The 23,929-nt window shown below is 73.0% G+C and carries 27 protein-coding genes; 15 read left to right on the top strand and 12 right to left on the bottom strand.

Translation table 11 applies throughout. The features are described 5' to 3' along the window. Nucleotides 1-71: 71 nt before the first annotated feature. Nucleotides 72-749 carry a transcriptional repressor LexA gene (gene lexA, locus ACIGNX_RS03440; protein ID WP_396536972.1) on the top strand — a complete coding sequence of 226 codons (678 nt, stop codon included), beginning with the start codon at nucleotides 72-74 and terminating at the stop codon, nucleotides 747-749. Nucleotides 750-758: 9 nt separating this feature from the next. On the opposite strand, the gene ACIGNX_RS03435 is transcribed toward lexA, so the two are convergent. The 3 genes from ACIGNX_RS03435 to ACIGNX_RS03425 are packed head-to-tail and all read right to left on the bottom strand — an operon-like array spanning nucleotide 759 to nucleotide 3,769. Continuing rightward, nucleotides 759-1,781, bottom strand: a complete 1,023-nt coding sequence (locus ACIGNX_RS03435; protein WP_396535861.1) for a hypothetical protein — start codon at nucleotides 1,779-1,781, stop codon at nucleotides 759-761. 4 nt (nucleotides 1,782-1,785) lie between these two features. Beyond that, nucleotides 1,786-3,231 carry a GTPase HflX gene (gene hflX / locus ACIGNX_RS03430; RefSeq protein WP_396535859.1) on the bottom strand — a complete coding sequence of 482 codons (1,446 nt, stop codon included), beginning with the start codon at nucleotides 3,229-3,231 and terminating at the stop codon, nucleotides 1,786-1,788. Between the two features lie 43 nt (nucleotides 3,232-3,274). Beyond that, complete coding sequence (locus tag ACIGNX_RS03425; protein ID WP_396535857.1) at nucleotides 3,275-3,769, bottom strand: ArsR/SmtB family transcription factor; 495 nt, start codon at nucleotides 3,767-3,769, stop codon at nucleotides 3,275-3,277. Nucleotides 3,770-3,822: 53 nt separating this feature from the next. On the opposite strand from ACIGNX_RS03425, the gene ACIGNX_RS03420 reads away from it, so the two are divergent. Together ACIGNX_RS03420 and ACIGNX_RS03415 are read left to right on the top strand one after the other, a co-directional pair. After that, nucleotides 3,823-5,055: an MFS transporter gene (locus tag ACIGNX_RS03420; protein WP_396535855.1), complete on the top strand. Its 1,233-nt coding sequence runs from the start codon at nucleotides 3,823-3,825 to the stop codon at nucleotides 5,053-5,055. Nucleotides 5,056-5,091: 36 nt separating this feature from the next. After that, nucleotides 5,092-5,949, top strand: coding sequence for an SMP-30/gluconolactonase/LRE family protein (locus ACIGNX_RS03415; RefSeq protein ID WP_396535853.1), 858 nt, complete (start codon nucleotides 5,092-5,094; stop codon nucleotides 5,947-5,949). 25 nt (nucleotides 5,950-5,974) lie between these two features. Here ACIGNX_RS03415 and dapF read toward each other — a convergent pair whose 3' ends face one another. Genes dapF through ACIGNX_RS03400 form a run of 3 tightly spaced genes read right to left on the bottom strand, consistent with a single transcriptional unit; the run spans nucleotide 5,975 to nucleotide 8,379 of the window. After that, nucleotides 5,975-6,775, bottom strand: coding sequence for a diaminopimelate epimerase (gene dapF, locus ACIGNX_RS03410; protein WP_396535851.1), 801 nt, complete (start codon nucleotides 6,773-6,775; stop codon nucleotides 5,975-5,977). A gap of 10 nt (nucleotides 6,776-6,785) precedes the next feature. Next, nucleotides 6,786-7,688 (bottom strand): tRNA (adenosine(37)-N6)-dimethylallyltransferase MiaA, encoded by a 903-nt coding sequence (gene miaA / locus ACIGNX_RS03405; RefSeq protein ID WP_396535849.1) that lies wholly within the window; start codon nucleotides 7,686-7,688, stop codon nucleotides 6,786-6,788. Nucleotides 7,689-7,692: 4 nt separating this feature from the next. Beyond that, nucleotides 7,693-8,379 (bottom strand): hypothetical protein, encoded by a 687-nt coding sequence (locus ACIGNX_RS03400; protein ID WP_396535847.1) that lies wholly within the window; start codon nucleotides 8,377-8,379, stop codon nucleotides 7,693-7,695. 184 nt (nucleotides 8,380-8,563) lie between these two features. Between ACIGNX_RS03400 and ACIGNX_RS03395 the strand changes: the two genes are divergently transcribed. Then, the gene (locus ACIGNX_RS03395) at nucleotides 8,564-9,898 is read left to right on the top strand and encodes a DUF349 domain-containing protein (protein WP_396535845.1); all 1,335 of its coding nucleotides are present in this window, start codon (nucleotides 8,564-8,566) and stop codon (nucleotides 9,896-9,898) included. Between the two features lie 122 nt (nucleotides 9,899-10,020). On the opposite strand, the gene ACIGNX_RS03390 is transcribed toward ACIGNX_RS03395, so the two are convergent. Beyond that, the gene (locus ACIGNX_RS03390; protein ID WP_396535843.1) at nucleotides 10,021-10,497 is read right to left on the bottom strand and encodes a hypothetical protein; all 477 of its coding nucleotides are present in this window, start codon (nucleotides 10,495-10,497) and stop codon (nucleotides 10,021-10,023) included. Beyond that, nucleotides 10,497-11,963 carry a tRNA (N6-isopentenyl adenosine(37)-C2)-methylthiotransferase MiaB gene (gene miaB / locus ACIGNX_RS03385; protein ID WP_396535841.1) on the bottom strand — a complete coding sequence of 489 codons (1,467 nt, stop codon included), beginning with the start codon at nucleotides 11,961-11,963 and terminating at the stop codon, nucleotides 10,497-10,499. Before miaB ends, ACIGNX_RS03390 begins: the two co-directional genes overlap by 1 nt. A 57-nt stretch (nucleotides 11,964-12,020) precedes the next feature. On the opposite strand from miaB, the gene ACIGNX_RS03380 reads away from it, so the two are divergent. Both ACIGNX_RS03380 and ACIGNX_RS03375 read left to right on the top strand, forming a co-directional pair. Continuing rightward, nucleotides 12,021-12,977 (top strand): TAXI family TRAP transporter solute-binding subunit, encoded by a 957-nt coding sequence (locus ACIGNX_RS03380; RefSeq protein ID WP_396535839.1) that lies wholly within the window; start codon nucleotides 12,021-12,023, stop codon nucleotides 12,975-12,977. Nucleotides 12,978-13,137: 160 nt separating this feature from the next. Beyond that, nucleotides 13,138-14,106, top strand: coding sequence for a beta-propeller fold lactonase family protein (locus ACIGNX_RS03375; RefSeq protein WP_396535837.1), 969 nt, complete (start codon nucleotides 13,138-13,140; stop codon nucleotides 14,104-14,106). A gap of 5 nt (nucleotides 14,107-14,111) precedes the next feature. On the opposite strand, the gene ACIGNX_RS03370 is transcribed toward ACIGNX_RS03375, so the two are convergent. Together ACIGNX_RS03370 and ACIGNX_RS03365 are read right to left on the bottom strand one after the other, a co-directional pair. Next, a complete protein-coding gene (locus ACIGNX_RS03370; protein WP_396535835.1) occupies nucleotides 14,112-15,491 on the bottom strand; it encodes a sensor histidine kinase in 1,380 nt (459 codons plus the stop codon). Then, nucleotides 15,492-16,163 carry a response regulator transcription factor gene (locus tag ACIGNX_RS03365; RefSeq protein WP_396535833.1) on the bottom strand — a complete coding sequence of 224 codons (672 nt, stop codon included), beginning with the start codon at nucleotides 16,161-16,163 and terminating at the stop codon, nucleotides 15,492-15,494. A 162-nt stretch (nucleotides 16,164-16,325) separates the two neighbouring features. On the opposite strand from ACIGNX_RS03365, the gene ACIGNX_RS03360 reads away from it, so the two are divergent. From ACIGNX_RS03360 to ACIGNX_RS03340, 5 genes are all read left to right on the top strand, one after another. Next, nucleotides 16,326-17,054, top strand: a complete 729-nt coding sequence (locus tag ACIGNX_RS03360; RefSeq protein WP_396536970.1) for an amino acid ABC transporter ATP-binding protein — start codon at nucleotides 16,326-16,328, stop codon at nucleotides 17,052-17,054. Between the two features lie 62 nt (nucleotides 17,055-17,116). After that, nucleotides 17,117-18,001 (top strand): glutamate ABC transporter substrate-binding protein, encoded by an 885-nt coding sequence (locus tag ACIGNX_RS03355; RefSeq protein WP_396535831.1) that lies wholly within the window; start codon nucleotides 17,117-17,119, stop codon nucleotides 17,999-18,001. Between the two features lie 70 nt (nucleotides 18,002-18,071). Further along, the gene (locus ACIGNX_RS03350) at nucleotides 18,072-18,746 is read left to right on the top strand and encodes an amino acid ABC transporter permease (RefSeq protein WP_396535829.1); all 675 of its coding nucleotides are present in this window, start codon (nucleotides 18,072-18,074) and stop codon (nucleotides 18,744-18,746) included. Then, on the top strand, nucleotides 18,743-19,591 hold the full coding sequence (locus ACIGNX_RS03345; protein ID WP_396535827.1) for an amino acid ABC transporter permease: 849 nt from the start codon (nucleotides 18,743-18,745) through the stop codon (nucleotides 19,589-19,591). The genes ACIGNX_RS03350 and ACIGNX_RS03345 overlap by 4 nt, the downstream gene beginning before the upstream one ends. Continuing rightward, nucleotides 19,477-20,028, top strand: coding sequence for an NUDIX domain-containing protein (locus ACIGNX_RS03340; protein WP_396535825.1), 552 nt, complete (start codon nucleotides 19,477-19,479; stop codon nucleotides 20,026-20,028). The genes ACIGNX_RS03345 and ACIGNX_RS03340 overlap by 115 nt, the downstream gene beginning before the upstream one ends. On the opposite strand, the gene ACIGNX_RS03335 is transcribed toward ACIGNX_RS03340, so the two are convergent. Beyond that, nucleotides 20,025-21,104 carry a Vms1/Ankzf1 family peptidyl-tRNA hydrolase gene (locus ACIGNX_RS03335; RefSeq protein ID WP_396535823.1) on the bottom strand — a complete coding sequence of 360 codons (1,080 nt, stop codon included), beginning with the start codon at nucleotides 21,102-21,104 and terminating at the stop codon, nucleotides 20,025-20,027. The two genes, ACIGNX_RS03340 and ACIGNX_RS03335, sit on opposite strands and share 4 nt — an antisense overlap. Nucleotides 21,105-21,152: 48 nt before the next feature. On the opposite strand from ACIGNX_RS03335, the gene ACIGNX_RS03330 reads away from it, so the two are divergent. The 3 genes from ACIGNX_RS03330 to ACIGNX_RS03320 all read left to right on the top strand — a co-directional run bounded on the left by ACIGNX_RS03330 (nucleotide 21,153) and on the right by ACIGNX_RS03320 (nucleotide 22,561). Then, nucleotides 21,153-21,851 (top strand): EcsC family protein, encoded by a 699-nt coding sequence (locus ACIGNX_RS03330; protein WP_396535821.1) that lies wholly within the window; start codon nucleotides 21,153-21,155, stop codon nucleotides 21,849-21,851. A 332-nt stretch (nucleotides 21,852-22,183) separates the two neighbouring features. Next, on the top strand, nucleotides 22,184-22,336 hold the full coding sequence (locus tag ACIGNX_RS03325; RefSeq protein WP_396535819.1) for a hypothetical protein: 153 nt from the start codon (nucleotides 22,184-22,186) through the stop codon (nucleotides 22,334-22,336). A gap of 33 nt (nucleotides 22,337-22,369) precedes the next feature. After that, nucleotides 22,370-22,561, top strand: a complete 192-nt coding sequence (locus tag ACIGNX_RS03320) for a hypothetical protein (protein WP_396535817.1) — start codon at nucleotides 22,370-22,372, stop codon at nucleotides 22,559-22,561. An 89-nt stretch (nucleotides 22,562-22,650) separates the two neighbouring features. Here ACIGNX_RS03320 and ACIGNX_RS03315 read toward each other — a convergent pair whose 3' ends face one another. After that, complete coding sequence (locus ACIGNX_RS03315; protein ID WP_396535815.1) at nucleotides 22,651-23,184, bottom strand: CGNR zinc finger domain-containing protein; 534 nt, start codon at nucleotides 23,182-23,184, stop codon at nucleotides 22,651-22,653. Between the two features lie 62 nt (nucleotides 23,185-23,246). On the opposite strand from ACIGNX_RS03315, the gene ACIGNX_RS03310 reads away from it, so the two are divergent. After that, on the top strand, nucleotides 23,247-23,897 hold the full coding sequence (locus ACIGNX_RS03310) for a maleylpyruvate isomerase family mycothiol-dependent enzyme (RefSeq protein WP_396535813.1): 651 nt from the start codon (nucleotides 23,247-23,249) through the stop codon (nucleotides 23,895-23,897). The last annotated feature ends 32 nt before the right edge of the window (nucleotides 23,898-23,929 follow it).

The raw sequence follows: 23,929 nt of genomic DNA, 5'->3' as shown, positions 1-23,929 counted from the left end.
GTCGTAGAGCCGGCCTGGGCAATCGGGACCGGTGAGGAGGAGCCACCGTGGCACGCAAGACCAACGAAGACCTGCGCACCGCAGCCGTGCCCTCCGCGCCCGAACCGGCGGACATCGCGGGCAACGCCGGGCTCACCCTGCGCCAGCGCAAGGTGCTCGACGTGATCCGCGACTGGCTCGACCGGTTCGGCTACCCGCCCAGCGTGCGGGAGATCGGGGAGGCGGTCGGCCTGACCTCCACCTCCTCGGTCGCCCACCAGCTGCGCGCGCTGGAGCGGAAGGGGTACCTGCGCCGCGACCCGAACCGGCCGCGCGCGGTGGGCGTGCTGCCCGCCGAGATCGTGACCGGGCTGGACCCGGCGTCCAAGCCGACGCCCGCGTACGTGCCCATGCTGGGCCGCATCGCGGCCGGTGGCCCGATCCTGGCGGAGGAGGCCATCGAGGACGTGTTCCCGCTGCCGCGCGAGATCGTCGGCGAGGGCGACGTGTTCCTGCTGAAGGTCGTGGGTGACTCGATGGTGGACGCCGCCATCACCGACGGCGACTGGGTGGTCGTCCGCCAGCAGCCGACGGCGGACAACGGCGAGGTGGTGGCCGCGATGATCGACGGCGAGGCCACCGTGAAGACGTTCAAGCGCAAGGAGGACGGGCACGTGTGGCTGATGCCGCACAACGAGGCCTACCAGCCCATCCCCGGCGACGACGCGTCGATCCTGGGCAAGGTCGTGGCCGTCCTGCGCCGGCTCTAGCCCTCCCGCTCACGCCCGACGGCGGCGCGACCGGCGCACCAGCGCCCCCACCAGCGCCAACGCCACCGCGCCGCCGCCCACCACCGGCCAGGGGTGCCCCTGGTCCTCCGCCGGGGGAGGGGCGGCGTCACCGGCCGCGTCCGCCGAGGTGGTCGCGGTCGTCGTCGGGGCGGGCGGCACGGCCGACGCCGCCGCGCCCGCCACCGCCCGCACGGTCGAGGCCGTGCCGTTCCGGCCGAACTCCGACGCCGACAGCAGCGTGCCGTCCGGGTCGAACGCGATCGCCTCGCCCTGCGGCTCGTTCGCCAGCGGCACCCGCACGGGGTCGCCCTCCAGCGCCTTCGCCAGGTCGCCGTCCGGCACCGGGAACAGGTAGGCGTCGGTGTAGGTCCGCAACGCGGCCACGCGCCCGTCCCGGGTCATCGCGCCGCCGGTGACCAGGCGCGTCACCACCGCGTTCCGCAACGGCCCGCCGGGGGTGTCGGTCCCGCCGAGGGACACCCGCGCCACCTGCTCCATCGGGGTCGGCGCGTCCTCGCGCAACGCGGACACCGGCCGGTACACCAGGGCCGAGCCGATCGTTTCCTTCGTGACGATGTGCGGAATGCCGGAACCGTCGAGCAACAATGCTTCCGCGTCGTGCTTTCCGTCAGGATACGTGAGTCGGTACAAACGGGCGCCACCGTCGGGTGAAACGGCGTGCAATGCCACGGTTTCCCGCGTCTTGCCGTTGTCGCCCGTGTCCGCCGCCCACAGGGTTCCGTCAGGGGCCAATGCGAGATCTTCGACGTCGAACGGGTTGTTCGGCGTGGTGATCGTCCGGGTGATCGCGCAATTGCGGTCGAGCACCTCGACCCGCAACCGGCCGTCGTCGCTGTCGTTCACCGCGAACCACTCGGAGCCGGTGGACGCGAGCCCGCTCAGCTCCTCCAGCCGCTGGTCGGTGACCGTGCACACGTCGACGACGGCCGGCTCCGCCGAAGCGGAGCCGGCCGTCACCAGCAGGCTTGTGACCAGCAGGAACGCGCGCAACGGCTCAGGCGCGGCTTCCGTTCACGGCGAACTCGCCCAGCACGCCCGCCAGGTCCGGCCGGACCCGCGCGGACAGCTCGGTGCCCTCCTCGGTGTGCCGCTCCTTGAGGATTTCGCCCTCCCGGTGCACGCGGGCGACCAGCTCGCCCCGCGCGTACGGCACCAGGGCGTCGACCACGACCTCCGGCCGGGGCGTCATGGCCGCGATGCGCTCGCGCAGCTCGGTGATGCCCTCGCCGGTGTGGGCCGACACGAACACCGCCGTGGGGAACAGGTGCCGCAACCGGGCGATGCCCAGCTCGCCCACCGCGTCGATCTTGTTCACGACGAGCAGCTCGGTCGGCATCGGGTCGTCGCGCCGCGAGGAGATCTCGCTGATGACCTCCCGCACCGCCTTGACCTGCTTCTCCGGCATCGCGTCCGAGCCGTCGACCACGTGGACCAGCAGGTCCGCGTCGGCGACCTCCTCCAGCGTGGAGCGGAACGCCTCGACGAGCTGGTGCGGCAGGTGCCGCACGAAGCCGACCGTGTCCGTCAACGTGTAGGGCAGGCCGTCCGGCGTCTCGGTGCGCCGCGTGGTCGGGTCGAGGGTCGCGAACAGCGCGTCCTGCACCAGCACCCCCGCGCCGGTCAGCGCGTTGAGCAGGCTGGACTTGCCCGCGTTCGTGTACCCCGCGATCGCCACGTTCGGCACGGCGTTGGCCACGCGGCGGTGCCGCTTGGTCTCCCGGATCACGCTCATCGCGGCGATCTCGCGGCGCAGCTTGGCGATGCGCGCGCGGATGCGCCTGCGGTCGGTCTCGAGCTTGGTCTCACCGGGACCGCGCAGGCCCACGCCGCCGTTGGCGCCGCCGGCGCGACCACCGGCCTGCCGGGACAGCGACTCACCCCAACCGCGCAGCCGCGGCAGCAGGTACTGCAGCTGGGCCATCTCGACCTGGGCCTTGCCCTCGCGCGTGGACGCGTGCTGGGCGAAGATGTCGAGGATCAGCGCGGTGCGGTCGACGACCTTGACCTTGAGCTTCTCCTCCAGCTGCCGCAGCTGGCCGGGGGACAGCTCGCCGTCGCAGATCACGGTGTCCGCGCCGGTCGCGATCACGATGTCGCGCAGCTCGTGGACCTTGCCGGAGCCGATGTAGGTGGCCGGGTCGGGCCGGTCGCGCCGCTGCACGAGCCCTTCGAGCACCTCGGAGCCCGCGGTCTCGGCGAGCAGTGCCAGCTCCGCCAGGGACGCGTCCGAGTCGGCCGCCGTGCCCTCGGTCCACACGCCGACCAGCACGACCCGCTCCAACCGGAGCTGCCGGTACTCGACCTCGGTGACGTCCTCGAGCTCGGTGGACAACCCGGCGACGCGCCGTAGCGCGGCACGCTCCTCGAGCGCCATGTCGCCGGTGGACAGCTCGTCCTCGTGGTCGAGCCAGTCGTTGCTGCTGTACGTGTTTTCCGTCATTTGCCCTTCATCGTCCCACGGCACCCCCGGGCGGGCCGAGTGGTTAATCGCCTGGGTAGAGCGCCAGGTAGATCGCCACGCGTTCCCCCGCGGGGTGGGCCGGCTCTGTTGCCAGCTCATCCAACAACGCCTGGAGGCGTCGTTTTAGTTCCTCGCGGTCGACCTGGGCGACCAACCGGAACTGGTCCGTGGCGGCCGGTCCGACCTCCGCGACCTCGCCCAGGTAGGCCTCGAGCACGGCCTCGCCGGTCTCCTCCGAGTACGGCGCACCGTCCCTGTCCAGCCGCCAGGACAGCCCGGTCGAGCGGTACGGGATCTCCCGCGCCCCCCGGTTGCCCGAACGCGCCGGCTGCGCCTCCAGGAAGCCCGTGGCGACGAGTTTGCGCACGTGGTGGAGGGTGGTGGCGGGGTCCTTGCCCAGCCGTTCGGCGATCTCCTTGTTCGTCATCGCGCGGTCGAAGGTGAGCCGGATGATGCGCAGCCGCACCGCCGAGGCGAGGGCGGCTGCTTCGGCGTCGGTCGCCGGGCGTCTCTGCACCGGCCCAGCATAAGTGATTGACACTTTCCAATCACTTCCGCGAGACTGCCGCCGTGTCCCTGTGGTCTCACCGCGACTTCCGCCTGCTCTGGGCAGGCGACACCATCAGCCAGTTCGGCTCCACGATCGGCCAGACGGTCCTGCCGCTGCTCGCGGTGGGCGCGCTGGCCGCCACGCCGTTCGAGATGGGCGTGCTCTCGGCGGCGGGCACGGCCGCGTTCCTGCTGATCGGGTTGCCCGCCGGGGTGTGGGTGGACCGGTTGAGCCGTCGCCCGGTGATGCTCGTGGCCGACCTCACCCGCGCGGCGCTGCTGCTGTCGGTGCCGGTGGCCTGGTGGCTGGGTGTGCTGACGCTGGCCCAGCTCGTCGTGGTGGCCCTGCTGGTGGGCGCGGCCACGGTGCTGTTCGACGTCGCCTACCAGTCCTACCTGCCCGCGCTCGTCGGTCGGGAGCAGCTGGTCGAGGGCAACTCCAAGCTGGAGGCCAGCCGGGCCGTGGCGGCGGTGTCCGGTCCGGCGGCCGCGGGTGGGCTGGCCCAGCTCCTCGGCGCGGCCGTCGGCGTGCTGGCCACCGCGGGCGGCTACCTGGTCTCGGCGCTGTTCCTGCTGCGCATCCGCACGGTCGAGGCGCCGCCGCGGCGGCCCGGGAGGCCCGGCCTGGTCCACGAGATCGCCGAGGGCCTGCGGTTCGTCTTCGGGCACCGGTCGCTGCGCGCGATCGTGGCGTGCACGGGCACCGCCAACTTCTTCGGCGGCATCGCGGCGGCCGTGCTGGTGCTGTTCCTGGTGCGCGAGCTGGGGCTGTCCGAGGGCGTGGTCGGCCTGGTGCTCAGCGCGGCGGGCGTCGGCGGCGTGCTGGGCGCGCTGACGGTGAACCGGTGGAACGCCCGGTTCGGCCAGACCACGGTCATCTGGCTGTCCGGCCTGGTCACGTGGCCGCTCGGGGTGCTCGTCCCGCTCGGCGGGGCGGACTGGCGGATCGCATTCGCGGTCGTCGGCGAGGCCGCCGTGGCGTACGGGGCGACGGTCTACAACATCGCGCAGGTCAGCTACCGGCAGACGATCTGCCCCGACCACCTGCTCGGCCGGATGAACGCCAGCATCCGGTTCGTGGTGTGGGGCTCGATGCCGCTGGGCGGCCTGGTGGGCGGCGCGCTCGGCGGCGGCCTGGGGGTGCGGACCACGCTGGCGCTGGGCATGGCGTGCCAGGCCCTGTCCGTGCTGTGGGTGATCCTGTCGCCGCTGAGGACCCGTGACGCCGTGACCGCGCGAGTCGACGCCGGGTGATGCGGGAGCCACCGCCGGTCACTAACGTCGGTCGGCATGGTTGACACCACCGTGCTGCGCGACGACCTCCGGTTCGGCGAAGGGCCGCGGCACGGCCCCGACGGGCGGCTGTGGTACTCGGACTTCTACGACCACGAGGTCCGCGCGCTCGACCTCGACACCGGCGAGCAGGAGGTCGTGTGCGAGGTGCCGGGGCAGCCGTCGGGGCTGGGGTGGCTGCCCGACGGGCGGCTGCTCGTGGTGTCGATGCTCGACCGGAAGGTGCTGCGGCTGGAGGAGGGCGGCCTCGTCGAGCACGCCGACCTCGGCGGTGTCGCCACGTTCCACGCCAACGACATGCTGGTCGACGCGCACGGCCGCGCGTACGTCGGCAACTTCGGGTTCGACCTGCACGCGGCCATCGCCGCCGACGGCGAGGCCCCGCTGATGGAACCGGACTGGGTGGCGCCCGGCACGGCGTTGGCGCTGGTCGGCCCGGACGGCTCGGTCGCGGTGGCGGCGGAGGACCTGAAGTTCCCCAACGGCACGGGGCTGCTGCCCGACGGGCGCCTGGTGGTCGCCGAGACGCTGGCGTTCGCGCTCACGGCGTTCGACGTGGCGGCGGACGGCGCGCTGTCCGGCCGGCGGGTGTTCGCGCCGCTGCGGGAGCACCTCATCGCGCCGGACGGCATCGCGGTCGACGCCGAGGGCGGGGTGTGGGTCGCGCCGGCGCTGCAGCCGTTCGCGTTCCGGGTCGAGGAGGGCGGGGTGATCACCCACCGGGTGCGGACCAGCCAGACCTGCTTCGCGGTGGCGATCGTCGGTGACCGGCTGGTGTGCTGCACCGCGCCCACCTCGCAGCCCGAGGTGGTGTCGGGCGCGAGGCTGGGGAAGCTGGAGGTGGTCGACCTGTGAGGTCGCCGTCCGACGCCGACTGGCGTCAGAGGGCGTCCCACCAGGCCTGGTCCAGCCGACCGCGGGCCAGCAGCACGGCCGGGCCGGTCAGCGTCGAGGTCTCCTCCTCGATCACCACCGACACCTGTCCGCCCGGGACGTCCACAGTGGCCTTGCCGGTGCGCCGGCCGTCCCCGTACAGCCACGACGCCACCGCCGCCACCGTGCCCGTGCCGCACGAGCGCGTCTCGCCGACGCCCCGCTCGTGCACCCGCATCTTCAGCGCGCCGTCGTCCAGCACGTTGACGAACTCGACGTTCACCCCGTGCGGGAACTGCACCGGGTCGTGACCCGGCGGCAGCTCGAGGTCCAGCTCCGCGACCGGCACCCCGGTCACGCACGCCAGGTGGGGGTTGCCGACGTCCACCGCGACCCCGCCGAACGCGCTGCCGCCGACCGTGGCCGTGCCCGTACCCGTGACCAGCACGCGGCCCATCTCCACGGTCACCGTGCCGTCCTCGTGCACGGTGACGGGGCGCTCACCGGCCCGCGTGCCGACGGTGAAGTTCCCCGCGGGCACCAGCTCGGCCTCGACCAGGTACTTCGCGAACACGCGCACCCCGTTGCCGCACATCTCGGCGATCGAGCCGTCGGCGTTGCGGTAGTCCATGAACCACGGGCCGAACTCCGGCCGCACCACCCGCAGCACGCCGTCCGCGCCCAGGCCCCGCCGCCGGTCGCACAGCGCCCGCACGCGCGACTCGGTCAGGTCCAGCACGCCGTCCGGGTCGGGCAGCACCACGAAGTCGTTCTCGGTGCCGTGGCCCTTCAAAAACTCGACTCCCACGCCCACCAGGCTACGGTGCGACCAGTTCGAGCACGTGGTCGGCCAGGCCGGGGTCGCCCGCGTCGAACCACGTCACGCGCCGGTCGCGGCGGAACCAGGACCGCTGCTTGCGGACGAACCGCCGGGTGGCCTGGGCCGTGGCGGCGGCGGCCTCGTCGATCGAGCACTCGCCGTCGAACGCGGCCAGCACCTGCTGGTAGCCCAGCGCGCGGGACGCCGTGCGGCCCTCCCGCAGGCCACGCCCCTCGAGCTCGCGCACCTCGTCCACCAGGCCGGCGTCGAACATGCGCGCCACCCGGGCGTCGACCCGCTCGTCCAGTTCGGGCACGGCCCGGTCCAGGCCGACCAGCACGGTGCCGTACCGGGCCGGGCCCGGCTTGGGCAGGGTGGCGGAGAACGGCCGGCCGGTCAGCTCGATCACCTCCAGCGCGCGGACGACCCGGCGGCCGTTGCTCGGCAGGATCGCCAGCGCGGCGGCCGGGTCGAGCTGGGCCAGCCGCCCGTGCAGGGTCTCCGCGCCGAAGACGGCCAGCTCGTGCTCGAGCTGGGTGCGGATCTTCCCGTCCGTGCCGGGGAACTCCAGGTCGTCCAGCACGGCCTGCACGTACAGGCCCGAGCCGCCGACCAGCACCGGGGTGCGGCCGGCCGCCAGCAGGCGTTCCACGACGGCGCGCGCCTCGCGCTGGTAGGCGGCCACCGAGGCGGTCTCGGTGACGTCCAGCACGTCGAGCAGGTGGTGGGCGACGCCCCGGCGCTCGGCCTGGGTGATCTTGGCCGTGCCGATGTCCATGCCCCGGTAGAGCTGCATCGAGTCGGCGTTGACCACCTCGCCGCCCAGTTCGACGGCCAACCGCACGGCCAGGTCCGACTTGCCGGTGGCGGTGGGCCCGACGACGGCGATGGGGGTGTTCACGCGGTCAAGCCTCCCAGACCGCCACGTGGTACCCGACGCCGAAGGGCGCGAGGAACGCCGACCGCGTGCACCGCCACGCGCCGGGCACGCCCGCGGCGACCTGCCAGGCGGCACGGCCCAAGGCACCCAGCTCGGCGGCGAGCGCCGGGTCGAGCGCGCGCAACGCGGCCGTGTCCGCCGTGGCCAGGGCCTTGTGGATGTCCTCGTCGAACGGCTCGGCGCGGTCGTCCGGGCGGCCCACGGCGTGCTCACCGCGGCGGTGGGAGCCGTCGCCCAGCACGAGCAGGGCGGGCGAGCCGGCCAGGCGTGCGCCCAGGGCCGCGCAGTCGGCGGCGGAGAAGTCGGGTGGGACGAGGTGCACCCGCACGGAGCGCGCGCCCGACCGGTCGCGCAGCCACGCGGCGACGAGGGCGGGCAGCGGCAGGTCCGGGTCGGGGGTGGGGTCGGCGTCCACCGAGAGGGACACCCGAACGTCCGCCCCGAAGCCGCGGAACGTGCCGGTCGCGTGGTCGAGCACGCTCGGCCCGGACGGGTCGACGCCCACGGCCACCCAGTCCGGCGCGTGCGCGGCCAGGTCCCGCGCCGCGGCCAGGCACGCCGAGCGGACCGGTTCGGTCTCCGCGGCGGCACCGGACACCAGTTCGGGCACCAGCAGCGGCGGGTGCGGCACGACCACCAGGCGCGAGATCATGGCAGTCCACGCTACTCATCGGCCACCACCGGTACCGATGCGAGCCTTGACCTGTTTGAATGCGCGCGAGGTACTGGGCACTCCTGGGAGCGTCGCGGTACTCGGGTGCTGGGCCCCGTCGTAGGCGGGGCGCCCGTGGTCGGCACGGGCACCACGAAGTGGGCAGGCGAGGAGGAAGCCGGCGATGACGGAGCACGAGACGACACCGGGAACCACTGGCGACAGTGGTGCGGGGGCGGTGGTCGAGGAGACCCGGGTGGAAGCGACGCCGGTCGTGGCGCCACCGCCGGTCCCCGTGGCGTCGGACCACCCTGACCGCTGGGGGCGCGTGGACGAGGACGGCACCGTCCACGTCAAGACGGCCGACGGGGAGCGGGTCGTCGGTTCCTGGCAGGCGGGCGAGCCCGCCGAGGGCCTGGCGCACTTCGCGCGCCGGTTCGACGACATCCGCACCGAGGTCGAGCTGCTGGTGACGCGGCTGACGTCCGGCGCGGGCGACCCCAAGCACGCGCTGACCAGCGCGAAGCACGTCCAGGAGACCCTGGGTGACGCGGCCGTGGTCGGTGACCTCGCCGCCCTGGCCGCGCGCGTCGAGTACGTCCTGGCGCTGGCCGAGAAGGGCCTGGAGGCCGCCAAGGCGGCCAAGGACGAGGCCCGGGCCGCAGCGGGCGCGCGGAAGCTGGAGCTGGTCGAGGAAGCCGAGGCGCTGGCGAACGAGTCGACGCAGTGGAAGGCCGCCGGCGACCGGCTGCGGGCGATCCTGGACGAGTGGAAGACCATCCGGGGCGTCGACCGCAAGACCGACGAGCAGCTGTGGCGGCGGTTCTCCAAGGCGCGTGACGCGTTCAACCGCCGGCGCGGGTCGCACTTCGCCGACCTCGACCGGCAGCGCGGCGTGGCCAAGAACCGCAAGCAGGAGCTGGTCGAGGAGGCCGAGAAGCTCGTCGACTCCGACGACTGGGGTCCCACCGCCGGTCGGTACAAGGAGCTGATGGTCGAGTGGAAGGCCGCCGGGCGCGCGCCCAAGGAGGCCGACGACGCGTTGTGGCAGCGGTTCCGCGCCGCGCAGGACGCGTTCTTCGCCAAGCGGTCCGAGGCGTTCAGCGAGCGTGACGCCGAGTTCGCGGCCAACGCGAAGCTGAAGGAGGAGCTGCTCGCCGAGGCCGAGCGGATCGACCCGTCGGCGGACCTGGAGGCGGCGCGGCAGCAGCTGTACCGGATCCAGGAGCGCTGGGACGCGATCGGCAAGGTGCCCCGCGAGCGGGTCCGCGAGCTGGAGGGCAAGCTCCGGGCGATCGAGGAGCGGGTCCGCGGGGCGGTCGACGCGCAGTGGCGCCGGTCCGACCCGGAGGCCGAGGCGCGGGTCGCGCAGTTCCGCGAGCGGGTCGAGCAGTTCGAGGCCCAGGCGGCGAAGGCGCGGTCGGCCGGCGACAAGCGGCGGGCCGAGCAGGCGGAGGCGCAGGCCAAGCAGTGGCGTGAGTGGTTGGCGGCGGCGGAGCAGGCGGTGGCGAGCCGGTAGCGGGCTCGGGCTCGCGGCTCGGTGGTCGGGTCCGGCTCGATGTGACGTGGGGCCCTTACGGGTGCCCATGTCACATCGAGCCCCGGCGGTCGGCTGCGAGTCCGTTGTGCCTGGTGGTGGTGTTATTGCATCGGGGGGCGGGAGGCGGCCAGGCGGAGCCACTTGACCAGCAGGACGACCACGGCGACCACGGCGAGGACCAGGCCGATGCCCGGGCCCGGGCCGGGGTGGTGGCCGGTGGTCGTTTGGGTGCTCCAGATCGACAGGACGCCCGCCACGGAGGTGGCGAAGGAGCCCAGGGCGCAGATCCAGGCCAGGGCCCAGCGGCGGACGGTCAGGGCCAGGGCCGGCAGCAGGACGCCGACGACCACCGCGCCGTAGGCGAAGACCCTCGGCAGGCCCCTGCCCTCGCCGGAGAGGACGCTCAGGCCCCTCGTGCCGTCCAGCCAGGGCAGGACCAGCGAGACGAGGACGGCCAGGGCGGCGATGGCGATCGTCAGCGCGCCCGCGCCCGGGTCGAAGCGCTTGGCCGCCGAACGCCCGACGCCGTCGATCTCCTCCCGCAGGCCGGCCAGGTCGTCCGGGTCGTGCTCGCTCATCAGACCGCGCACCCGCCGACCGCCGCGGACAGGGGAGCGGGCTTGCCGAACGACGGCAGGCCGAGCGTCACGCCCGGGGTCTTCGGCTTCAGGCCCGCCTCGGAGAGGTCGCCCGCCCTGGTGCGGCGGTGCGACAGGAGCGGGCCGTCGGCGATCAGGTTGTGGGGCGCCCCGTAGGTCACCACGGTCTCCACGACGTCACCGGGGCGGACGTGGGCGTCGCCCGGGGTGAAGTGGACCAGGCGGCCGTCGCGGGCGCGGCCCGTCATCCGGAGGGTCTCGGAGTCCTTGCGGCCCTCGCCGGAGGCGACCAGCAGTTCGACCTTCCGGCCCACCTGCTCGCGGTTCAGCTCGTGGGCGACCTCGTTCACCAGGGCGACCAGGCGGTCGTAGCGCTCCTGCACGACCTGCTTGGGGAGCTGGTCGGGCAGCTCGGCGGCCGGGGTGCCGGGGCGCTTGGAGTACTGGAACGTGAACGCGGAGGAGAACCTGGCCTCGCGCACCACGTCCAGGGTGGCCTGGAAGTCCTCCTCGGTCTCGCCGGGGAAGCCGACGATGATGTCGGTGGTGATGGCCGCGTCCGGCATGGCCGCGCGCACGTCGTCCAGGATGGACAGGTACTTCGTGGTCCGGTAGGAGCGGCGCATCTCCTTCAGCACGCGGTCCGAGCCCGACTGCAGCGGCATGTGCAGCGAGTGGCAGACGGCGGGCGTCTCGGCCATCGCGGCGATCACGTCGTGGGTGAAGTCCTTCGGGTGCGGCGAGGTGAACCGGACCCGCTCCAGGCCCTCGATCGCGCCCGCGGCGCGCAGCAGCTTGCCGAACGCGTAGCGGTCGCCGAACTCGACGCCGTAGGAGTTGACGTTCTGCCCGAGGAGGGTGACCTCCAGCACGCCCTGGTCGACCAGGGCCTGGACCTCGGCGAGCACGTCGCCGGGGCGGCGGTCCTTCTCCTTGCCGCGCAGCGACGGGACGATGCAGAAGGTGCACGTGTTGTTGCAGCCGACCGACACCGACACCCAGCCCGAGTAGGCCGAGTCGCGGCGGGCGGGCAGGGTCGAGGGGAAGGTCTCCAGGGAGTCGAGGATCTCGACCTGGGCCTCGCGGTTGTGCCGGGCGCGTTCCAGCAGCACGGGCAGCGAGCCGATGTTGTGCGTGCCGAACACCACGTCGACCCACGGCGCGCGCTTGACGATCTCGCCCTGGTCCTTCTGCGCGAGGCAGCCGCCGACGGCGATCTGCATGTCGGGGTTCGCGGACTTGGCGGGCGCGAGGTGGCCGAGCGTGCCGTAGAGCTTGTTGTCGGCGTTCTCCCGCACCGCGCAGGTGTTGAACACCACCACGTCCGGGGTGACGTCGCCTTCGGCGGGCGTGTAGCCCGCGTCCTCCAGCATGCCGGCCAGGCGCTCGGAGTCGTGCACGTTCATCTGGCAACCGAACGTGCGGATCTGGTAACTGCGAGTCACTGCACCTCGTCCTTCCGTCGGGTCCAGCGTAGAGCGTGGACGTGCGACGATGCGCAGGTGTCGGGAACGCTCCTGCGGTTGCACGCGGTCGGGGCCGCATTGGCCCTGGCCACCCTGTCCCTGACGGCCTGCGGCGACGACCTGGACCAGGTCAAGCTCACCATGGCGGCCGGCACCCAGGGCGGGGTGTACCACAAGCTCGGGACGGCGCTGGCCGACGCGTGGACCCACGACCCCGGCATCCCCCGGCCGCAGGTGGCGAGCACGGCGGGCTCGGTGGACAACCTCGACCGGCTGCGGGCCAACCAGGCGCAGGTCGGGTTCTCCGCGGCCGACGCGGCGGAGGAGAAGCAGAAGGGCGAGGGCGGGCACAAGCTGTACGCGCTGGCCCGGATGCACGACGACTACCTCCAGCTGATCGTGCGCGACGACGTGCGGGCGACCAAGCTGAGCGACCTGAAGGACCTGTCGGGGCTGCGGATCAGCGTCGGCGCGCAGGACTCGGGCGTGCAGCTGATCGCCCAGCGGCTGCTGAAGGCGGCGGCCATCCCGCCGGAGAACCTCAAGGTCCAGCACATGGACCTGCCGACCAGCGCGGAGGCCGTGCGCAACGGCCAGCTGGACGCGTTCTTCTGGTCCGGCGGCGTGCCGACGGACGCGGTCACCACGCTGGCCACGACGGTGAAGGTGCGGATCCTCGACCTCGGCGACGTGCTGCCGAAGCTGCGCGAGGAGTACCCGGTCTACGGCTCGGCGACCCTGCCCGCGTCGGCCTACGAGCAGGTCGGCGGCGGACCGGTCGTCACCCTGGTGGTGCGCAACTTCCTCCTGGTCAACGACACGATGTCGGACGACGTGGCGGAAGCGCTGGTCAGAGGGCTGTTCCGGGCGCAGCCGGCGCTGGTCGCGGCGAGCCCGGTGGCCCGGTCGATCGAGGTCCGCTCGGCGATCGAGACGACCCCGATCGAGCTGCACCCCGGTGCGATGCGGTACTACCGCGACGTCAAGGTTTAGCGGTGGGCGGGTCAGCCGCGCGGTTGATTCCCCCCTCGTGACCGTTTCGCCCAAGTCGGTGGACAGGCGGCCGGCGGCACCGTACGGCCGCCACTAGGCCGTTAGCGTGATCGGTGGCGCGGACCTCGGCGCCGAACCGGAACACCGCCACGGAGTGCCCATGTCCGTCCAGTCGTTCTGCGCAGGGGCGATCGTCGTGCTGTCGGCCCTGGTCACCGCCCCCGCTTCCGCCTCGATCCCGCCCTTCTACCCGTTCCGCGTCCAGGTCTACGTGGCCAACAGCGGCTCGGACAACGTCACCGTGTACGACACCCGGTTGAGGGAGGTGGTGGCCACCGTCCCGGTCGGCGACCAGCCCGTCGGGGTCGGCGCGCACCCCGGCGGCGACCGGGTCTACGTCACCAACGACCTGTCCTCGACCGTGTCGGTGATCGACGCGCGGGCGCACGTGGTCGTGGCGACCGTGCCGGTCGGGGCGCACCCCTTCGGGGTCGCCGCCACCCCGACCCACGCCTACGTCACGAACTTCGGCTCCAACACCGTCTCCGTGATCGACGTCGCCGCGAACGCCGTCGTGTCGACCGTCCCGGTCGGCCGGTTCCCGCACAGCGCGGTGGCCGGTCCGGACGGCTCCCGGGTGTACGTGACGAACAACGGGGCCGGGAGCGTGACGGTGATCGACACCGCCGGCCACCGGCCGGTGCAGACCATCCCCGTGGGCCGGTACCCGGCGGGCATCGCCATCAGCGCCGACGGCAGTCGCCTCTACGTGGCGAACACGGGATCGGACACCGTCACCGTCATCGACACCCGCCGGAACCTGCCGATCGCGACCACGCCCGTCGGCCGCGCGCCGCTGGGCGTCTCGGTCACGCCGAGCGGTCGCGTGCACGTGGCGAACACCGGTTCGGACACGGTCACCGTCCTGGGCCCGTCGGGCGAGCCCGTCGCCGGTCCACTGCCGGTGCAGCGGATGCCCGAGGGCTCCGCCGCCGCACCCGACGACAGCTTCGTGTTCGTCACCAACACCGGGTCGGACACCCTGTCGGTGATCGACGCCGACGACGCCTCGCAGGGCGCGCCCGTGCCCGTGGGCGCGCAGCCGGAGGGCGTGGCCGTGACGAGCTGACCCGCTCAGGCGGCCGGGAACGCGACGGTCACGCGCAGGCCGCCTCCCTCGGGCGACTCCAGCCGCAGCGAGCCGTTCACCCGTTCCACGACCTGCCGCACGAGCGCCAGCCCCAGGCCCGAGCCCTGCACGTTCTGGTGCGCCGGGCTGCGCCAGAACCGGTCCGTGGCGCGTTCCAGCTCCTCCGGGGCGAGCCCCGGGCCCTCGTCCTGCACCGACAGCCGCACCTCGCCGTCGCGCCGCCGCACGTCCACGCGGACGAGGGTGCCGTCGGAGGTGAACTTGAGCGCGTTGTCCAGCAGGGCGTCCAGCACGGTCTCGACACCGCGCGGCGGCGCGAGCGCCCGGCCGCCCGGCTCGCCGTCGAGCACCAGGTGCACCTCGCGGGCCGCGGCGGCGGGCTGCCACGCCGACAGCCGACCCGCCACGACCCGGTCGACGTCCACCGGCACCGGGTCGACCGAGGCCGCGCCCGCCCGCGCCATCGACAGCAGCTCGTCCAGGATGCGGTTGAGCCGGTTGGCCTCGTCCAGCGCCGCGGCCTGGTGCGCCGCGCCCTCGCCCACCACGTGGTCCTCCAGGTTGGACAGACGCAGCTTCAGGGCGGTCAACGGGTTGCGCAGCTGGTGGGAGGCGTCGGCGACGAACGCCCGCTGCGCGGCCAGGACGTCGCCCACGTTCGCCGCCATCTGGTCGAACGACCGCGAGAGCTGCCGCAGCTCCGGCGGCCCGTCCGACGAGCCGACCGGCTCGACCGGCTGCCCGGCCACCACCGCCGCCAGCAGCCGCCCGGTCGCGTCGTCCAACCGGCGCACGGGCCGCAGCGTCCAGCGGACCAGCGGCAACGCCACGAACACGCCCAGCGCGAGCACCAGCAGGCTGCCGCCCAGCAGCAGCGACCACCACAGCAGCACCTCGCCGCGGGTCTTCGTCGTCGGCGAGAACGTCACCACCGCGCCCCGGACCTCGCCCGCCTCCAGCACCGGCTCGGCCAGCACCAGCTCCGTCGAGTCCCACGGCATGACCGCGTCGGGCGCCACCGGCTGGCGGCCGGCCAGCGCGCCCCGCACCAGGTCGGCGACCTCGGGCGCGGACACGTCCACGTCGTCGGACGAGGCGGCCACCACCCGCCCGTCGAGGTCGAGCAGGGCCACCCGGATGCCGTACAGCTCGTGGTAGCGGCGCAGCTCGGGGACCAGCACCTCGGGCTGGTCGTCGATGAACGGCCGCTGCGCCACGGACGCGAACCGCGTGGTGTCGGTCAGCCGGTCCAGGAACATCTCCTGCTGCTCGGTCTGGGCCACGCCCCGGCCCAGGGGCACGCCGAGGCCGAGCAGCACCAGCACGACCAGCGTCAACACGATGCCCAGCAGCCGCGACCGCACTCAGCCCCCGCTCAACCGGTACCCGACACCGCGCACCGTCTCCAGCAGCGACGGGCGCCCGAGCTTGGTCCGCAGCGTCGCCACGTGCACGTCCAGGGTCCGGTTCGCGCCCGCCCAGGTGCGTCCCCACACCTCGGCCAGGATGCGCTCGCGGGTGCACACCGCGCCACCCGCCGCCACCACCAGCGCCAGCACCTGGAACTCCTTGCGCGACAGGGCCACGGGTTCACCCGCCACGGTGACCTCGTGCCGGCCCAGGTCCACCCGCACGTCGGCCACCTCGAACACCTCGGTGCCCGTGCCGCCGACGCCGACCGGGTCGCCGCGCCGCCGCCGCACGGCGTGCACGCGGGCCACCAGCTCGCCCACGTCGTAGGGCTTGACCAGGTAGTCGTCCGCGCCGGCGTGCAGGCCGAGGATGCGGTCGTCGATCTCGCCGCGGGCCGACACGACGATGATCGCCACGTCGCTCGCCGCGCGGATGTGCCGGCACAGCGTGACACCGTCCACATCGGGCAGGCCGAGGTCCAGCAGCACCACGTCGACCCCCGCCAGCCGATCGAGCGTCCCCCGACCGGTGGCCTGCCGGTCCACCGTGAAACCACGCCGGGTCAGCGCCGGTACCAGCGCTTCTGCCACCCGGTCGTCGTCCTCGACCAACAGCACCCGCACCGTGGAGCCTCCCCGATAAGTGTCGCCACCCTGTGACAGAGTTGAGACCCTAAGTCTTGCTCAACCGCCTGGACTGGTGTGGTGATTCACACCTAGGTTTCCCGCCATCGCTCAGGAACCCCTACTGGAGGACTGATGACCGCCGCCACTCCTGCTCCGCCGATGATCCGGATGGCGGGCGTGGACAAGTTCTTCGGCCCCCTGCACGTGCTCAAGAACGTGTCGCTGGAGGTGCCGAAGGGGCAGGTCGTCGTGGTGCTCGGCCCGTCGGGCTCGGGCAAGTCCACGCTGTGCCGCACGATCAACCGGCTCGAGCCGATCGAGTCCGGGGTCATCGAGGTGGACGGCCAGCCGCTGCCCGCCGAGGGCAAGGAGCTGGCCCGGCTGCGCGCCGACGTCGGCATGGTCTTCCAGTCGTTCAACCTGTTCGCCCACAAGAGCATCGTCGACAACGTGATGCTCGCGCCGCTGAAGGTCCGCAAGACCCCTGCCGCCCAGGCCCGCAAGACGGCCATGGAGCTGCTGGAGCGGGTCGGCATCGCGAACCAGGCGGAGAAGTACCCCGCTCAGCTGTCGGGTGGGCAGCAGCAGCGCGCGGCGATCGCCCGCGCCCTGGCGATGCGGCCCAAGGTGATGCTGTTCGACGAGCCGACCTCCGCGCTGGACCCCGAGATGGTCCAGGAGGTGCTCGACGTGATGACGACGCTGGCCAAGGAGGGCATGACCATGCTCGTGGTGACCCACGAGATGGGCTTCGCCCGCAAGGCCGCGGACCGGGTGATCTTCATGTCGGACGGCGAGGTCGTCGAGGACTCGACGCCGGAGGAGTTCTTCTCCGCGCCGAAGTCCAACCGCGCGAAGGACTTCCTTGGCAAGATCCTGACCCACTGAAGTCCCACGAACGCGGCGCTGAGCCTGGCGCCGCCCGACCGAACGAGAGCAGGAGAAGGACGATGAGGGTTCGCACCCTTGCGGTGGCGCTGCTGGCCGGCGGCCTCGCCCTGACGGCATGCGGCAAGGAGGGCAGCCCCGGCGACACCGGCACGCCCTCGCAGCAGGTTGCCGCCGACGTGAAGGTCGACGGCTCGCCGACCTTCGACAAGATCAAGTCTCGCGGCAAGGTCGTGGTCGGCGTCAAGGAGGACCAGCCCGGCCTCGGGTACAAGGACCCGACCAGCGGCAAGTTCACCGGCTTCGACATCGAGATCGCGAAGCTGGTCGCGGCGAAGCTGGGCTACGGCGACGACAAGATCGAGTACAAGGCGATCCCGTCGGCCGGCCGCGAGCAGGCGCTGATCAACGGTGACGTGGACTACTACGTCGGCACCTACACGATCAACGCCAAGCGCAAGGAGCAGGTCGCGTTCGCCGGCCCGTACTTCACCGCGGGCCAGGACCTGCTGGTGAAGAAGAGCGACAGCTCGATCACCGGCAAGGACGCCCTCAAGGGCAAGAAGGTCTGCTCCGTGACCGGCTCCACGCCGATCCAGAAGGTCAAGTCCGAGGGCCTGACCGAGCCGGAGAACATCGTCGAGCTGCAGAACTACTCGCAGTGCGTCGAGCAGCTGGAGCAGGGCGCGGTCGACGCCGTCACCACCGACGACGCGATCCTCAAGGGCTACGCCTCGCAGTCGCCCGACACGCTGAAGGTCGTCGGCAAGCCGTTCTCGAACGAGCCCTACGGCATCGGCCTGCCCAAGGACGACAAGGCGCTGCGCGACAAGGTCAACGACATCCTGCAGGCGGCCCTCGACGGCGGCGAGTGGCAGAAGGCGTACGACAACACGCTGGGCAAGTCGGGCTCCACGACCCAGAAGCCCGTGCTCGACCGCTACTGATCACCTCCCGCGGCCGGTCGTCGGTGCTCCGGCGGCCGGCCGCACCACACCCACCTAGCCGAGGAAGCCGATGGACGTCCTGCTCGACAACCTCGACCTGTACGGGCCCGGGTTCCTCAACACCGTTGAGCTGTTCCTGATCTCCGCGGTCGGGTCGCTGGTGTTGGGGACGGTCCTGGCGATGCTGCGGGTCGCGCCGGTCCCCGTGATGCGCGCGATGGGCACCGCCTACGTGACGATCGTCCGCAACACCCCGCTCACCCTGGTGTTCTTCTTCTTCGCCTTCGCGTTCCCGCTGCTCAAGATCGTCGACGCGGAGACGTTCGGCGGTTCGGCGGCCGGCTACTACTTCAGCGCCGCGCTCGCCGCCCTCATCCTCTACACGGCGGCGTTCGTGTGCGAGGTCGTCCGGTCGGGCATCAACACCGTGCCGGTCGGGCAGGCCGAGGCGTCCCGCGCGCTGGGCCTGACGTTCGGCCAGATGCTGGGCTCCGTGGTGCTGCCGCAGGCCGCCCGCGCGGTCGTGCCGCCGATGATGAGCACCATGATCGCGCTGCTGAAGAACACCACCATCGCGGCGGGCTTCTCGGTGTTCCAGGCGGGCTCCATCAGCTACAACCTGTCCGAGCGCGGCGAGAACCAGCTGATCGGCCTGCTCTGGGTCGCGGCCTTCTTCGTCGTCCTCGTGATCCCCATGACCCTGCTGCAACGCAGCCTCGAGAAGCGGTGGAGCATCGCCCGATGAGCTCGGTCCTGTTCGACGTACCCGGGCCGCGGGCTCGGCTGCGCCACCGCCTCTACGCGCTGATCGGCGTCCTCGTGCTGGTCGCCGGCATCGGCTTCGTGGTCTACCGGTTCGCCGAGAGCGGTCAGTTCGACGGCAACAAGTGGACCTGGATCGAGTACCAGAAGGTGCAGACCGACCTGCTCGACGCGCTGCTGAACACGCTGAAGGCGTTCGCCGCCGGCGCGGTGCTGGCGCTGCTGTTCGGCGCGGTCTTCGCCGCGGGCCAGCTGTCGGACCACAAGGTCGTCCGCGTGCCGTCGATGGTGGTCGTCGAGCTGTTCCGCGCCGTCCCGCTGGTCGTGCTGATCTTCGTGTTCCACTACGGCCTGTCGCTGGGCGCGCCGTTCTACTCGGTCGTGCTCGGCCTGACGCTCTACAACGGCTCGGTACTCGCCGAGGTGTTCCGCGCGGGCGTGCTGTCGCTGCCGCGCGGGCAGAGCGAGGCCGCCTACGCGGTGGGCATGCGCAAGACCCAGGTGATGAACTACGTCCTGCTGCCCCAGGCGGTCCGGGCGATGCTGCCGGCGATCATCAGCCAGCTCGTGGTGCTGCTGAAGGACACCGCGCTCGGCTTCCTGATCACCTACGAGGAGCTGCTGCGCTACGCCCGGTACGTGGGCAGCATCTTCGAGTTCGGCCGGCCGCTGGTGCCCGTCACGATCGTGGTGGCCGCGATGTACATCGCGATGTGCCTGCTGCTGACGTGGCTGGCGACCTACCTGGAGAAGCGCAACCGGCGGGACAAGAAGGTCGTCGCGCTGGAGACGAAGCCGGCCGAGGACGTCGTGGCGGCGGCGGTCTGAGCGCGGCCGCGCTCGCCGCGTCCGGCGCGCTGTTCCTCGACGCGCGGGGCCGGGTGCTCCTGGTCGAGCCGACCTACAAGGACCACTGGGAGATCCCGGGCGGCGCGGTGGAGCCGGGCGAGACGCCCCGCGAGGCGTGCGCCCGGGAGGTGCTGGAGGAGCTGGGCCTGGCCGTCGAGCCGGGCCCGCTGCTCGTCGCGGACTGGGCGCCGGCGGGCGGGCAGGACCGGGTGCTGTTCGTCTTCGACGGCGGCTCGTTGGCCGAGGACGCGGCCATCCGGCTGCCGGCCGACGAGCTGCGCGCCCACCGCTACGTCGAGCCGGCCGACGTGCCGGACCTGGTGATCCCGCGGCTGGCCCGGCGGGTCGCCGCCGCGCTCCGCGCCAGGGAGCGCGGCGTGACCCTCTACCTGGAGCACGGGGTCGAGCCCGCCTAGTGGCGCAGCAGCGCGCCGACCCCCTCGAACAGCGAGGCGTTGTCGGTGACGAGCACCTGCGCGCCCGTCGCGGCGGCGGCGATGGCCAGGGCCTCGTCCGCCCGGTGCTCGCCCGGCCGCTCGATGCCCAGCCCGCGCAGCTCCGACTCGCGCAGCGCCACCTGGGCCGGGTCCTCGCCGGACCACACCGTGCGGTCGCCCAGCGCCGGGTCCGCGACCAGCAGCGCGGCGACGTTGGCCTCGCGCAGCGCCTCGACCACCGGCTCCAGGCCCTGCACCGCGCGTCCGCCGGAGCGGTTGGCCTCGGCGGTGAACTCCTCCAGCACGTCGTTGTCCAGGTCGGCCTGGTACTGCGCCACGAGCGCCTGCACGGCGTCGTCGAACGCCTGGTCGTCCGCGCCGTCACCGAGGCTCGCGCCCTCGACCTCGATCAGCACGTCCCGGCAGCGCGTGCTCAGTGCCTCCTTCACGCCCGCGCGGGCCTGCAGCTCGCCGCCCAGAATCAGCAGCCGGGCGTTGATCGAGGTCACGAGCTTGTCGACCTCCTCGGCGACGCGGGCGGCGTTGCGCTTGGCGTTCTCCTCGACCGAGTGCTGCATCCGCAGGTGCGACCAGCCGCCGCCGCGGACCTTGTGCACGGGGTGGTCCTCGCCCCGGACCTCGGCGGAGACCTCGCCCTGCCCGTCGTGCCCGTGCAGGTCCGCGCCGACCTTGTCGGCCAGCACGACGACGTGCGGCACGTCCGACTGCAACGACGCCGCCAGCGGCAGCAGGTGCGGCAGGTCCGACCAGCGGGCGGTGTCCGAGGCGGGCGGGCGCGGCAGCACGCGGTCCAGCAGGAGCTTCCCGCGCGCGGCGATCAGCGCCCGGCCCGCCTTGCCGGTGACGGGGGTCAGCGCCGGCCCCTCCAGCGCCTCCAGCGTCGCCTCGTCCGCGCCCTGCCGGGCCAGCTCCTCGCGGGCACCGCGCCAGCGCAGCTCCACGGCCTTGGCCGCGTCCTCGGTGTCGTGCGAGGCGTCCAGGTACACCGACGCGAACGGGCCGCGTTGCCTGACCAGCTCTGCCAACGAAGACATGTCCATTGGCCACGTTTACCCGCTGGCGCGCCGCGTAACCTCGGGGGCATGGCCGACGAACCGGGTGCGATCGCCAGGGTGCAGCAGAACGCGGTTGACCAGCTCCTCAAAGTGGGCATCAACGGGTTCGGACCGTTCAAGAGCGCGCAGCAGATGGCCGCGGAGGCGCTGGAGAAGGGGCTGACGCCGCAGGAGGCGATCAAGCACCTCATCCGGACGCACGTGGCGGCGGCGGGTGTGCAGGGCTTCGCGACGAACGTCGGCGGCCTGATCACGCTGCCCGCCACCCTGCCGGTGAACCTCACCGCGTCGTACCTGGTGCAGACGCACCTGGTCGCCTCGATCGCGGCCGTGCACGGGCACGACCTGGAGAGCGAGGAGGTGCAGACGGCCATCCTCGTGTGCCTGCTGGGCAACGCGGGGACCGAGCTGCTGAAGAAGGCGGGCATCCGGGTCGGATCGAAGCTCACCATGCGCCTGATCGAGCGCATCCCGGTGCAGCTGATCCGGGAGATCAACAAGCGCGTCGGGTTCACCCTCCTGGCGAAGTACGGCACGACCAAGGCCACCGTGACGCTGGCCAAGGGCGTGCCGCTGGTGGGTGGCGTGATCGGCGGCACGTTCGACGCCGTGACGACGCGCGCGGTGGGCGCCTTCGCCTCGCGCTTCTTCACCGAGCGGGACGAGCTGCCGGCGGTCGTGGACGGCGACGTGATCGAGGGCGAGGTCGTGGACATCGCCGAGTGAGCGGCCGACCGGGCACCCGGCGTGACCGCTCGCGGTCGCCCGGGTGGGTGACCCCGGTCGGTGACGGGCAGGGCCGCTACCAGGAGTTTCACGGCACGGGCGCGGCCGTGGCGCGGTCCGTTCGGCGGCCCGCCGGAAAAGGGATGGCGTCGCGGTCCGGAGCGGGCTACCGTCGTGACCATGTTCTTCCTCTGAGGACTTCTTCCTCCAGCGCCGCACCGGCCCGAGCCGTGCCGCGCCCTTCTCCCGGTGGCCCCAGCGGCCCTTCACGCGACCCCGTGCAGCACGGGTCGCGCTTCTCCGCACGCCTCGAACACCGAGGAGGCGATCGCATGCCCACCATGCGCAACGAACCGCCGCACGACGGTCAGCCCACCAACCGCGCCGCCCGCCGTGGTGCCCGCGCGTCCGGCGCGGTGCAGCCGCGCTTCGCGGGCGGCCGGCCGGTCGCCAACCCGCGCCAGTACGCCATGCGACGTCGCTGACCGGCGACTTCGCCCCACCCCCAGGAGGCAGTCATGACCACCGAGGACGTTCCGCCGGCCGACGGCGACGAGCCCGACCAGCCGGAGCAGCCCGCCGTCCCGCTCAACCGCGCGGCCCGCCGCGGCCACGCGCGCAAGAACGGCGGCGTGGACAAGGCGCCCGGCCGGCCGCACCAGAACACGTTCGTCGGCCGGCGCGTGTTCCGGCGCACGAGCGGCGGCTGATCCGCGGGCACCGCTCCGCGGCACTCCACTGTGGATGGTCGCGGAGCGGTGCCGCCGCTCCCGCCGGGCGCGTGCCCGCGATCGGGTCCTCAGGGCAGGGCGCGGGCGCGGTGGTAGTGCCTGCTGACCCGGGCGCGGTTGCCGCACGACGGCTTGCACCACTCCTGCCGGGGGTGGGCCTTGACGAAGTACCGGATGCACCGGGGCGCGGGGCAGGCCCGCAGGTCGGCCCGCGCGTCGCCGGCGAGGAACTCGATGGCGGCCGTCGCCAGCGTCGCCAGGAGGCGGTCGCCCTCGTCGGCCGAGTCCAGGTGGCGCAGCCGCGGTTGCTCGCCCCACTCCAGTTGCGCCACCCGCGGCACGCGCGCGGCGGCGGCGTTCACGATCCGGAGCGCGCGCTCGACGTCCATCAGGTGCGGGGCGTCCATGCGCTCCGCGGCACGCGTGGCGTGCGCGAACAGCGACCGCACGGCCCAGCGCAGCTCGACGACCCGCAGCCGCAGCGCCTCGTCCGCGGGCACCCCGGCCCACCGGGCCAGCCCGTCCGGCGTGGCCAGGTCGTCCGCGAGCCCGCTGTGCCCGTCGTGCCGGACCGTGCCCGCGAACTCCAACACCAGTGCCACCCCGGCGAGTCTAGTGGTACTTTCCCTAACGCACTTGAGCCCATAACGCATTAGGGGGAGTTGTGACGATCCAGGCGAACGCGCTGGACGCCCACCGCAGGCTGGCCGCCCTCGTCGCGGACCTCACCGACGAGCAGGTGGCGCAGCCGTCGGCGCTGCCCGGCTGGACCCGCGGGCACGTGCTCGCCCACCTCGCCAACGGCACGGTCGGGCTGGCGGGCCAGGCCGAGAACGAGGGCACGAAGGTCGAGGTCTACGCCGGCGGGCGACCCGCGCGCGACGCCGCGATCGAGCGGGACTCCGGGCGTTCGGCCGCGGAGCACCGGGCCGCGCTCGCCGACGCCGCCGACCGGCTCGCCAAGGCGTGGGAGAACGTCCGCGACTGGGACACCCCGGTCTGGTACCGCGACGGCACGCTGATCGGCACCGCCTACGCCGTGTGGCGCGAGGCCGAGATCCACCTGCGCGACCTCGACCTGGGCCCGGTCACGTGGTCGCCCGAGTTCTGCGACCACGCGGTCGACTACCTCGCGGCCCGGGTGCCCGAGGGCACCCGGCTCGTCCTCCGGTCGCCGGAGCGGACCTGGACGATCGGCGAGGGCCGCGAGGTCACCCTGACCGGCTCGGCGACCGACCTGGTGGCCTGGCTGGCGGGCCGCGAGCCCGACGGGCCGGTCACCGGCGACCGCCCCGAGCTGCTGCCCTACCCGTAGGGCGGCGCCACCCGCTGCTGCGCGCGGCGAGG

The sequence above is a fragment of the Actinosynnema sp. NPDC053489 genome (assembly GCF_044544865.1).
Taxonomy (GTDB): Bacteria; Actinomycetota; Actinomycetes; order Mycobacteriales; family Pseudonocardiaceae; genus Actinosynnema.
Note: the sequence above shows the minus strand (reverse complement) of the source record. Positions and strands in the feature narration are given on the sequence as shown.

What these genes read in the sequence shown, in the direction of transcription:
- ACIGNX_RS03335 (WP_396535823.1), bottom strand. Translation starts at nt 21,104, where the DNA reads ATGTCTTCGTTGGCAGAGCTGGTCAGGCAACGCGGCCCGTTCGCGTCG.
- ACIGNX_RS03375 (WP_396535837.1), top strand. Translation starts at nt 13,138, where the DNA reads ATGTCCGTCCAGTCGTTCTGCGCAGGGGCGATCGTCGTGCTGTCGGCC.
- ACIGNX_RS03400 (WP_396535847.1), bottom strand. Translation starts at nt 8,379, where the DNA reads ATGATCTCGCGCCTGGTGGTCGTGCCGCACCCGCCGCTGCTGGTGCCC.
- ACIGNX_RS03325 (WP_396535819.1), top strand. Translation starts at nt 22,184, where the DNA reads ATGCCCACCATGCGCAACGAACCGCCGCACGACGGTCAGCCCACCAAC.
- ACIGNX_RS03360 (WP_396536970.1), top strand. Translation starts at nt 16,326, where the DNA reads ATGATCCGGATGGCGGGCGTGGACAAGTTCTTCGGCCCCCTGCACGTG.
- ACIGNX_RS03330 (WP_396535821.1), top strand. Translation starts at nt 21,153, where the DNA reads ATGGCCGACGAACCGGGTGCGATCGCCAGGGTGCAGCAGAACGCGGTT.
- ACIGNX_RS03320 (WP_396535817.1), top strand. Translation starts at nt 22,370, where the DNA reads ATGACCACCGAGGACGTTCCGCCGGCCGACGGCGACGAGCCCGACCAG.
- ACIGNX_RS03355 (WP_396535831.1), top strand. Translation starts at nt 17,117, where the DNA reads ATGAGGGTTCGCACCCTTGCGGTGGCGCTGCTGGCCGGCGGCCTCGCC.
- hflX (WP_396535859.1), bottom strand. Translation starts at nt 3,231, where the DNA reads ATGACGGAAAACACGTACAGCAGCAACGACTGGCTCGACCACGAGGAC.
- ACIGNX_RS03415 (WP_396535853.1), top strand. Translation starts at nt 5,092, where the DNA reads ATGGTTGACACCACCGTGCTGCGCGACGACCTCCGGTTCGGCGAAGGG.
- ACIGNX_RS03395 (WP_396535845.1), top strand. Translation starts at nt 8,564, where the DNA reads ATGACGGAGCACGAGACGACACCGGGAACCACTGGCGACAGTGGTGCG.
- ACIGNX_RS03390 (WP_396535843.1), bottom strand. Translation starts at nt 10,497, where the DNA reads ATGAGCGAGCACGACCCGGACGACCTGGCCGGCCTGCGGGAGGAGATC.
- ACIGNX_RS03350 (WP_396535829.1), top strand. Translation starts at nt 18,072, where the DNA reads ATGGACGTCCTGCTCGACAACCTCGACCTGTACGGGCCCGGGTTCCTC.
- ACIGNX_RS03345 (WP_396535827.1), top strand. Translation starts at nt 18,743, where the DNA reads ATGAGCTCGGTCCTGTTCGACGTACCCGGGCCGCGGGCTCGGCTGCGC.